Source organism: Aeromonas sp. R1-2, from assembly GCF_040908505.1.
GTDB lineage: Bacteria > Pseudomonadota > Gammaproteobacteria > Enterobacterales > Aeromonadaceae > Aeromonas > Aeromonas veronii.
The window spans coordinates 70,021-79,675 of record NZ_JBFODU010000057.1 but is presented as its reverse complement, the minus strand read 5'-3'; the positions used below and the strand labels follow the sequence as shown (position 1 = coordinate 79,675).

Sequence of the window (9,655 nt, the reverse complement as noted above, 5' to 3'; positions counted from 1 at the left end):
GCGGCCCTGAATGCCATAACGCACCTGAGCCTGTTTGTAGGTGAGCTCGCCTTTTTCAATCTGCTCGACCAGTGCCAGTTTAAAAGTCAGCGAGTCATCGCGCTGTGTCCGTTTCACACCTTGTCCCATCGGGTTCTCCATTTATTGGGGGGAAAGGTGTAAACCATATTCAGGACGGGACAGAGGAAAAAGAAAAGCCGTCCCGGTTAGGGGACGGCTTTTGGCTGGGATGCCATTGGCTGGCTTAGCGTTTGCGCAGCAGGCGCAGGGCGTTGGCGGTCACCAGCGCGGTGGCGCCGGTATCGGCCAGAACCGCAATCCACAGGCCGGTGATGCCGAGCAGGCTGGTGACCAGGAAGATGGCCTTCAGTCCCAGTGCCAGCGCGATATTCTGGTGAATATTGGCCAGTGCCGCCCGCGACAGCCGGATCATCGCGGCAATACCGCCGAGCTGGTTGTGGGTCAGCGCCGCATCGGCGGTCTCCAGCGCCACATCGGTGCCGCCCCCCATGGCGATGCCGATACTGGCCCGCTTCATGGCGGGGGCATCGTTGATGCCATCGCCGATCATGGCAACCTTCTGGGTGCTGGCCAGCTTGGCGATCTCTTCTACCTTGTTCTCCGGCAGCAGGCCGGCACGCCAGCCCATGCCCAGCTCGGTGGCGATCGCCTCGGCGGCACGGGGGTTATCGCCGGTCAACATAATGCTGTTGAGCCCGAGTCGGTTGAGTTCTTGCAGCGCGGTAGCGGCCTCGGGCCGGATCTGATCCCGCAGCGCCAGCAGGGCAATCGGCAGCGCTTGGTCGCCGCTGCTCTGGCAGAGCACCACAACGGTCTTGCCCTGCCGCTCCAGCGAAGCAATCCGGGTTTGCTGTTCCACATTCAGGGTCGCCACCCGGCTCGGTGCCAGCAGTTGCCACAGTTGACCGTTGATGCGTCCCTCAACCCCCATGCCCGGCAGGGCACGCAGGTCGCGAGCCTCCGCCAGCGTCAGCCCCTGTTCGGTCGCGTTGGCGACCACGGCGCGGGCCAGCGGGTGGTGGGAGCCCTGCTCGATGGCAGCAGCCAGTGCCAGCAACTCGGCCTCCGGCTGGCCATTGAGGCTCACCAGTTCGGTCAGTTGCGGCTTGCCCAGGGTCAGGGTGCCGGTCTTGTCAAAGGCGACGGTGTCGATATGGGCCAGTCGCTCCAGTGCAGCCCCGCCCTTGATCAGTGCCCCCTGACGGGTGGCGGCGGCTAGCGCCGAGGTAACCGCTGCCGGGGTGGAGATGACCAGCGCGCAGGGGCAGCCGATCAGCAGCAACGCCAGTCCGCGATAGATCCACTCTTCCCAGCTCTGGCCGAAGGCAAGGGGCGGCACCAGCACCACCAGCAGGGCGATCAGCATCATGGCCGGGGTATACCAGCGGCTGAAGCGGTCGATAAAGCGCTCGATGGGGGCGCGCTCGCTTTCGGCCTCCTCGATGAGGTGCAGAATGCGGTCGATGGCGTTGTTGCCAGGCTCGGAGACGACTTCAAGGCGCAGCACTCGATCGGCAGCCAGACTGCCGGCCGGCACCTTGTCCCCCTGGCGACGTTCCACCGGAATGGATTCACCGGTCAGGGCGCTCTCGTCAAACGCGCCGAGGGCGTCGAGCAGGCGGGCGTCGGCAGGCAAGCGGGCACCCGGGGCGATTTCGATAATATCGCCGGGACGCAGCTCATCGGCGCCGACCTCTTCGCGCACCTCGCCCTCGGCAGTGGTACGGATGCGCAGCGCCTTGTCAGGCACCAGCGCCATCAGGGCGGTCACTCCGGCTCGAGCGCGTCCGGCGGCGTAGGCCTCCAGGTGTTCCCCCAGCATAAAGAGCAGCAGTACCATGGCCGCTTCGGCGGTTTCACCGAGGAACAGGGCGCCCACGGCGGCGACCGTCATCAGCGTCTCGATGGCGAAGGGGGAGCCGCTTTTGGTCAGCGCCCACGCTTTGCGAGAGATGGGCCACAGACCCCAGAGGGTGGCCAGGGTAAAGAGTGGCTGACCGAGCTCTTTCGGCAGCAGGGCGGCGACCAGCATCAGACTGGCCAGTGACAGGGGCTGCCAATATTTGCCCAAAAAGTGACCAGATAGATTGCCTTGCAGGGGCGGTTGTGAAGCTTGCTTACGGCCAGCTGCCTGCTTGTCAGCGCTTTCCCCCTTGAGCTGGAAACCTGCGGCCAGCACGGCGGCGGTGACGGGATCGGGGGAGAGCCCGGGGGCCAGATCCACCACCAGCTTCTCGGTGGCAAACAGCACGCGCGCCTGCTGCACGCCGCTCACCCGGCTGACGGCGGTCTCGATCTTGCGGGCGCAGCTGGGGCAATCCATTCCCATCACCTGCCAGCTATGGCGGCTGTTGCCTTGCTCCGGCGCAACCAGCGGGTCGGCAGGGGGCATATCGTGCTCATGCTCATGCTTATGATCGTGAGCCGGCGATAAGGGGGCACTGCAGCACGCTTTATCGTGGTAACTTCCTCGGGGAGGCTCTTCATCCCCGGGTGATTCATTGCCGTCACGGGATGCGTGCTCATGAGGCGTCGGGGTTGAACAGCAACTGACGGGCGTGGTGTTGTCGCAGCAGTGGCTATCGTGGTGATGTTCACTCTGGCCGGGGGCCGCCTTGCTGACGGCCTTGATGGGGGCGGCGTGCTGATGATTGCAGCAGGATTTGCTCATGATGAGTCCCTCTTGATGGATCCCGCCCCTGCGAGATCCCTGATTACCGAGAAGGAGTCTAAACCTTGGTGTTAAGTCCAAGGTCAACCCCTTTATATCCCTTGTCTTCGCGGGTGTTTGTCTGGTCCCGCCGCCCCTATACTGATCACCCGGATTTTTACTACACCAATAAAGGACATAACACATGAGCAACTCAGTCACTCTGCAAGGCAACCCGGTTTCCGTCGCTGGTCACTTCCCGGTCGCCGGTGAGCAAGCCAAGCCCTTCTCTCTGGTGGCCAAGGATCTCTCCGACGTGACCCTGGCAAGCTTTGCCGGTCAGCGCAAAATCCTGAACATCTTCCCGAGCGTCGATACCCCGACCTGCGCGACCTCTGTGCGCAAGTTCAACGAACAGGCCAGTGCGCTGGAGAACACTGTCGTGCTGTGCATCTCCGCCGATCTGCCGTTCGCCCAGTCCCGCTTCTGCGGCGCCGAAGGGCTGGACAAGGTAGTAACCCTCTCCACCCTGCGCGGTGCGGCCTTTATGGAAGATTACGGCGTTGCCTTCTCTTCCGGTCCGCTGGTTGGTCTGACCGCTCGCGCCATCGTGGTGCTGGATGGTGACAACAAGGTGCTGCACAGCGAGCTGGTCGCCGAAGTGGCCGACGAGCCGAACTACGCTGCGGCGCTGGCCGTGCTGTAAGGCTGCAAGCCATGAAAAATCCCGCTTCGGCGGGATTTTTTTATGCGGGAATTGTCCGTTCAGGGCGTAGCTGGCGGGGTGGTCGCCAGTTCAGCCTTGGCGGGTGGGGAGGGTTGCCACTCCACATAGGGGCGGTGGATCTTCTCGTAGATCTCGGCCAGTTTGCCGGTGGCGGCCAGCTTATCGATGGCTTGGCGGAGAAATTCGTCCATCTCATCACCTGCTGCCCCTTTCTGGATGATGAAGACATCCTCGAAATCTCCGAAAAATTCTCGCCTGATATTGGTCAGCCCCAGCTGCTTGAGCATCAGGTCAGCCTCCTCTTGCGCCCAGACAAAGGCGTCGATACGGCCGCGTGAGAGCTTGCGCAGTGACTGCTCGATACTCATCGAGCGCTGCACCGGGAAGGGCATATAGTCGGGAACCGCCTCGATTAGCAGATCCCGTTTGGTGGGCACTATGCCGTAGGCCATATCCGTGGTGACCGGATAGGCGGTATTGCTGTAAATCACATGGGCAACCTTGCCAAAACTGCGTGTACTGAAGCGATAAGCCAGCATATCGATATCCTTGAGGTTGCGGATGGCGGGCAGCCCCAGGTCAGCCTTGCCGGAGATCACCCCAGCCATGGCACGGGCGATGGGGTAGATGGTGATCTTGATGGTCACATCGGGGTAGAGATCATCGATGGCGTGCACCAGATCGACAAAGGGGCCTGTCTTGTCGGCATTGATCAGCCCCGGCAGCTCGCCAAGGTGGGCATTGAGGATGCGCACCGGTTTAGGCTGCTCGGGGGCGGCGTCGTTCTCCGGCGTCTGCGACAGGCCGAGGGTGGCGCTGCCGAGCAGGGTGACCACGAGCAGCAGAAGGGGGATGTGTCTGGTCATGGCGTGTCTCTCTTGGTGATGGGTCAGCTAAAGTGTAGTCAGCCGGTCGCCAGCGCCCCCGGCCAGGCCATCATGGATAGGGTTTTACTTCTCGGCCCCCGCTCACTAGACTTCGCCTCCCACTTCTTTGTTGACGTAGCGCCATGACCTTTAGCGAACTTGCCCTCCATCCCGCTCTGCTTGCCTCTTTGCCCGCCACCTTGCAGACGCCGACCCGCATCCAGCAGCTGGCGATTCCGGCGGCGCTGGCGGGGCAGGATCTGCTGGCGCTGGCCCAGACCGGCAGCGGCAAGACCCTGGCGTTTGGCTTGCCGCTGCTGCAACGGCTGGATCCTGCCTCCAGCCAAGTGCAGGGTCTGGTGCTGGTGCCGACCCGCGAGCTGGCGATTCAGGTCACTGCCGCGCTAAAAGAGGGGGCCGAGGCGCTGGGGCTGCGCATCGTGACGTTGTGTGGGGGCGTTGCGCAGGAGCGGCAACAGGCCGAACTGGCGCAGGGGCCACAGCTGCTGGTCGCCACGCCGGGGCGGTTGCGGGATCTGCTGACCCAGCAACTGTTGGGGCTGGATGGTTTGCAACTGCTGGTGCTGGATGAAGCGGATCGCTTGCTGGAGATGGGCTTTGCTCCCGACATCAAGGCGCTGCTCGGCTTTATTCCGGCGGATCGCCAGACCCTGCTCTTCTCCGCCACCTTGCCTGCCGAGCTGGAGGCGCTGGCCAACGGCCTGCTGCGCGAGCCTACCCGCATCGAGGCCAACCCCCTCAACAGCGTGGTGAACGAGATCGAAGAGCGGCTCTATCTGGTCAACAAGAGCAGCAAGGTGCCGGCGCTCATCAGCCTGCTCAAGGAGCAGGCGTGGCCGCAGGTGCTGGTCTTTATCAGTGCGCGGGATGATGCCGATGGGGTTGCCAGAAAGCTGGCCAAGGCGGGCATTACGGTGGCTGCCCTCCATGGCGAAAAAGAGCAGGCGGTACGCGAGCAGGCGCTCGGCGATTTCAAAGAGGGCAAAATTCGGGTGCTGGTGGCCACCGACCTGATGGCGCGCGGTATCCATGTGGAGGCGCTGCCGGTGGTGATCAATCTGGACTTGCCCGCCAGCGCCCCTGTTTACGTACACCGCATCGGTCGTACCGCCCGGGCTGGCCGCGAGGGGCTGGCCATCTCGCTGGTTTGTCATGGCGAGAGTGACATGCTGCAAGCTATCCGCACCCTGACCGGCCGCGAGCTGCCGTTGGGCGATCTGGCTGGATTCTCGGTTACCGACCAGCCTGCCAGCGGGGAGGGCAAGCGCCCCCCTCGTGACAAGCAGGCCAATCGCCGTACTCAGGCCAAACGCAGCGTCAAGCAGTTCAAGGGCAAGCGCTGACCTCAGGGTTTGCCTTGCTCCCGCGCGAAGAAGTCACGACGCCACTGGCTCAACACCTCCTCCTTGTGTTGTTGCCACAGGGCAGGATCCATCTGCTGTTGGCTGGCCGCCAGTTGCTGCTCCAGCTCGGCCAGCTCTCGCTGGTAGCGGCTGCGTTGATCCAGCTGCTGCTGGCGCGCCTCGGCAAACGCCAGCGTGGCTTCGGCCTGCTCTGAGGGCAGGAAGTGGCGGGCCAGGGTGGCCAGCTCCTCATCTCCCCACAGCTGACGAGCTTGCTGCAGGCGGGCATCCGGGTTGAACAGATCCACCGCCAGATCCGGATGATCCGCCGCCCACTGCTCCTGCAAGCGGCTGAGGGCGTCCAGCCGCTCAGCCAGCGGCAACTGCTCGTTTTCTTGCGCCAACTGATCCAGCGCCAGGGCATAGCGCCCCTGTAACCGGATCAGACTCTCCCCCTCGCTCAGCCACCCGGCCTCTGTTGCTTCCAGATTGCTCACACGCTGCGCCAGCGGCAACTCGCTGTCGCTGATCTCGCTGGCAAGCTGGTTGATCAGTTCATCCGGCATCGCCTGCCAGCTGCTGGGCACTTCTTTGCTTTTGCCATCTATCCCCTCAGCGTTTGGCATGTGGGGAGGCGGGCTCCCCGGTTCTGCTGGCAACTGCACATCGGCCGGAGAAGGCGTCGCCGACCGTTCTGGCGATATCGGGGACTGCTCTTCCTGCCAGCCCAGATTCATCAGCAAAAGGGTCAGGATCGCCAGCGCCAGTATCCCGTAACGGCGAGTCATCGGCTGATCTCTCCCTTGACCGGGAAGTGGTCTGAGAGGTTGCTGGCGGGCCAGAGGCTGCCATCGCTGCTGCGCGGGATCCAGACCGTGTTGAGGTTGTGGCTGGCGTTGCCGTACTCCCGACTCACTACCAGATAGTCCAGATACTCGACGTTGGCGCCACCGGAGAGTGGGCCACCGGCATAGGGGTTGATCCTGGGATCGAAGGTGGCTTCGGTATAGCCGCCATAGGCGGGTTCATAGGCATTCAGATTGGCCAGCATGTTGGCGTAGTCATCGGCAAACTTGCGTTTGTTGACGTTGAAGTCGCCGCCGTAGATGACGGTGTCGCTGGCGGGGATCTTCAGGCTGGCTGCCAGAGAGCGGATCTGACCGAACTGGATCTGGCGCAGCTTGCGGGCCTCGTCGGTGTCGAAGCTGGCGGTGTGGGTGGCGAACAGGTGCCACGCCTTGCCCCCCTTGATCACCTCGGCGTACATCACCCCCTTGTCGGCGAAGCAGTCGGTGCCGGTGCATTGGGGATAGACCAGCTGGGCCTCCCGCACTATGGGATAGCGGCTGACGATCACCACGCCGCCGTCATGAATGTTGACCCCGGGCTTGTCGAGTACCTTGGTCTGGTAGGGGTACTCTTTCGCCAGCGCCTGCAAAAAGCCCTCGCGGCGGCCATCGAATACCTCTTGCAGCAGCAGGGCGTCATAGCCCTTGAGATAATCAGGCAGCAAGGTCAACCGCTCGCCGATGCTGGAGGCGATCACCGGCAGTGCCCAGACGTTGTAGCTGGCCACCTTGAGCCTGTGTTCTGCCGGTTCCGGTTGCTCCCGTTTTTGGGGAGGCGTGATCATATAGTGCAGATCGTCGTAACGGCCGGTGAACTTGGCGGCAAAGGCCAGCTCTTGTGGTCCCGCAACGCGATGGATCGCCCGATCGTTTTGCCAACCGGATGCGCCGGTCGGCGTCTCGCCACCGTGCTGCAAGGTGGTGTTCCACCAGGTTCCCTCCATCAGCTGGTTGAGGCGATAGACGTCGCCACCCGCTGTGGTCACGCGGGTTTCGAACAGATAGCTCTTGCCCGCCTTGACCCCCTCATAGCGATTGAAGCTGAGTACCATGGCGCTCTCCCATGGGCCCAGCTCGGTGCGGTGCTGCAGCCACTGACTGCCGGGTTGCAGCTGGCCGCTGCCGCTTTGGCGGATGTCGATCTGAAGCGGTTCAGGACTGTTGTTGGTGAGATAGACATCGGTATCGGCCAGTGCCAGTTGCGGGAACTGGCTGACCAGCAGCAGGGCGGCATAACTGAGGGTTTTCTGCATCACAGGATCCTTTTGGTTGCAGGGCAATGGAAAGTGACTGTTATGGCGAATGCAGAGGTCAGCTTGTTTACATTTTGGTTACAAGTAAATGAATTGGTTTTGTTTGGAGCTTTGTGGAGGTGTAAAGCGAGCGAGGCAGCACGCTTAAAGAGAGAGGGGGAGGAGCGAGGGAAGGCGCCCGTGTCAGGCGCCTTCAGGAATTAGCGGTGGGCCAGCGGGTAGGTGAAGAGCGCCAGATGGGCGAAGTTGAAGGCGAAGTGGATCAGGATGGCCACGGAGAGTCGCCCGCTGAGCTGGAATGCCAGGCCGTAGCAGCAGCCTGCCAGGGTCGCAAACAGCGCCAGCAGTGGGCCACCGGGCAAGTGGATGGCTCCGAACAGTAGCGCAGCCACGACGATGCCAATCCAGGGGCGGTAACGCCCGGTCAGCCCCTGCTGGATCGCGCCGCGAAACAGCGCCTCTTCCGCCACACAGGTGAACAGCAGATTGTTGAGTGCAAACAGCCACCACCAGTGGGGCAGACCCACTTCCGGTTTCAGTGCCCCCAACTGCCAGGCGATGACCAGCAGGGCTCCCAGCGGCAGCAGTAACAGGGCCAGCGGGCGCCAGCGGATTGCGCCCCCCTTGCCCAGCAGCATCGGGCAGGCCAGCAGCAAGCCAAAGAGCAGCAGCGGTTTGTCGAGGTTCAGATACATGTTGAACGGCACGCTGGCGGGGCCTGCCAGCGCCTGAGCCAGCACCTTGAGATTGTTGAAGCCGGGGATTAGGTGCAGGGTCAGCGCAATCGCCCAGAGGATCAGCACCACTCTGGCCGCCATCGCCCGGCGGGCGGGGAGGGTTGGCGTACGCCACGCCAGCAGTAATCCTGCTACCGAGACCAGCAGGGCGGGTAGCGTCATTCGGTCAAGCCACTGTGCCAGCAGCAGGGAGAGTCCCAGCAGGGCAAAGGCGGGAAGACGTTGGCGGAAGAGGGCAAGTAGCACGGCCAGCGCCAGCGCGCCCCAGATAAATGAGTCGGGGAGGGGTAACATTGGATCTCCTTGAACGAGGCTGGCGGCAACCTTAACAAGAGGGCGTCAGCAGGACAACCGCGCAGGAGGTGGTCGGATCCCTTCTCTATACTCATCAACAGGGTAAAGGGAGAGCAGCTGATGAAGCACTATCTGTGGTTGTTGTGTTGTTGGTGTGTCTGGCTGCAGGCCGCACCCTTGCTGCTGGTGACCGGTGAGTTCACCCCATATACCGGCAAGGCCCTGCCTGATGGTGGCGAGAGCACCCGGCTGGTGACGACCCTGCTGCAAGAGGCCGGGTATCGAGAGATCCAGGTCGACTACCTGCCCTGGCCCCGCGGCTATCAGTTGACCCGCAATGGGTTGGTCGCGGCCACCTTCCCCTACGCCTGGACTGCCGAGCGGGCCAAGCTCTTCCACTACAGCGCTCCCATTCATATTGATCGCCTCTCCTGGTTTACCTATCGGGGGAGCGAGGCCATTCAGGCTGGCCGCTGGCAAGGGTTGCGTGTCTGTATTCCGCTGGGGTGGAGTACCAGCCATGCCGACGGGGTGATCAAGCGTTTCGGGCTGGATCTGCAGCGCCCCAAGACCCTGGCACAGTGTCTGCAACTGCTGGATCGTAAACGGATCGATCTGCTGCCGATGAACGAGACGGTGACCCGGGATGCCAGCCGCCAACTGTTTGGCGATCCCTGCCATCTGCAGGCATTGCCCCACTTTCGCCAGAGCGACACCTTTTACCTGATCATTTCACGGCAGTACCCGGAGGCCGCCAGCCTGCTTGAGCGCTTCAATCATGCCCTGGCTGCCGCCCGTGCCGATGGTCGCTATGACCAACTGATCTCCCGAGCCGGAAAGGGGATCGATTGCCGTTGAGAGTGCACGGCCGGAAAACAAAAAGCCGGAGCAGTGG

Annotated in this window: 8 protein-coding genes and 1 pseudogene; 3 read left to right on the top strand and 6 right to left on the bottom strand. The window is 62.7% G+C overall.

From position 1 onward, the window contains the following. Together AB5Y76_RS19930 and AB5Y76_RS19925 are read right to left on the bottom strand one after the other, a co-directional pair. Window positions 1-129, bottom strand: a pseudogene (locus tag AB5Y76_RS19930) (IS3 family transposase); the annotation flags it as partial. A 115-nt stretch (window positions 130-244) separates the two neighbouring features. Beyond that, complete coding sequence (locus AB5Y76_RS19925) at window positions 245-2,692, bottom strand: zinc/cadmium/mercury/lead-transporting ATPase (protein WP_263719111.1); 2,448 nt, start codon at window positions 2,690-2,692, stop codon at window positions 245-247. A gap of 184 nt (window positions 2,693-2,876) precedes the next feature. On the opposite strand from AB5Y76_RS19925, the gene tpx reads away from it, so the two are divergent. After that, a complete protein-coding gene (tpx, locus tag AB5Y76_RS19920; RefSeq protein ID WP_005341463.1) occupies window positions 2,877-3,377 on the top strand; it encodes a thiol peroxidase in 501 nt (166 codons plus the stop codon). 59 nt (window positions 3,378-3,436) lie between these two features. Here tpx and AB5Y76_RS19915 read toward each other — a convergent pair whose 3' ends face one another. Then, a complete protein-coding gene (locus tag AB5Y76_RS19915) occupies window positions 3,437-4,264 on the bottom strand; it encodes a transporter substrate-binding domain-containing protein (protein WP_263719110.1) in 828 nt (275 codons plus the stop codon). A 143-nt stretch (window positions 4,265-4,407) separates the two neighbouring features. On the opposite strand from AB5Y76_RS19915, the gene AB5Y76_RS19910 reads away from it, so the two are divergent. Next, entirely contained in the window at window positions 4,408-5,628 is a 1,221-nt protein-coding gene (locus AB5Y76_RS19910) for a DEAD/DEAH box helicase (RefSeq protein WP_263719109.1), read from the top strand. Between the two features lie 2 nt (window positions 5,629-5,630). Here AB5Y76_RS19910 and AB5Y76_RS19905 read toward each other — a convergent pair whose 3' ends face one another. From AB5Y76_RS19905 to AB5Y76_RS19895, 3 genes are all read right to left on the bottom strand, one after another. Further along, window positions 5,631-6,416, bottom strand: coding sequence for a hypothetical protein (locus AB5Y76_RS19905; RefSeq protein ID WP_263719108.1), 786 nt, complete (start codon window positions 6,414-6,416; stop codon window positions 5,631-5,633). Beyond that, window positions 6,413-7,729, bottom strand: a complete 1,317-nt coding sequence (locus AB5Y76_RS19900) for a sphingomyelin phosphodiesterase (protein ID WP_263719107.1) — start codon at window positions 7,727-7,729, stop codon at window positions 6,413-6,415. The genes AB5Y76_RS19905 and AB5Y76_RS19900 overlap by 4 nt, the downstream gene beginning before the upstream one ends. A gap of 200 nt (window positions 7,730-7,929) precedes the next feature. Continuing rightward, the gene (locus tag AB5Y76_RS19895; protein WP_263719106.1) at window positions 7,930-8,760 is read right to left on the bottom strand and encodes a CPBP family intramembrane glutamic endopeptidase; all 831 of its coding nucleotides are present in this window, start codon (window positions 8,758-8,760) and stop codon (window positions 7,930-7,932) included. A 120-nt stretch (window positions 8,761-8,880) separates the two neighbouring features. Here AB5Y76_RS19895 and AB5Y76_RS19890 point away from each other — a divergent pair, with 120 nt between their 5' ends. Beyond that, on the top strand, window positions 8,881-9,618 hold the full coding sequence (locus tag AB5Y76_RS19890; RefSeq protein WP_263719105.1) for an ABC transporter substrate-binding protein: 738 nt from the start codon (window positions 8,881-8,883) through the stop codon (window positions 9,616-9,618). Window positions 9,619-9,655 lie beyond the last annotated feature (37 nt).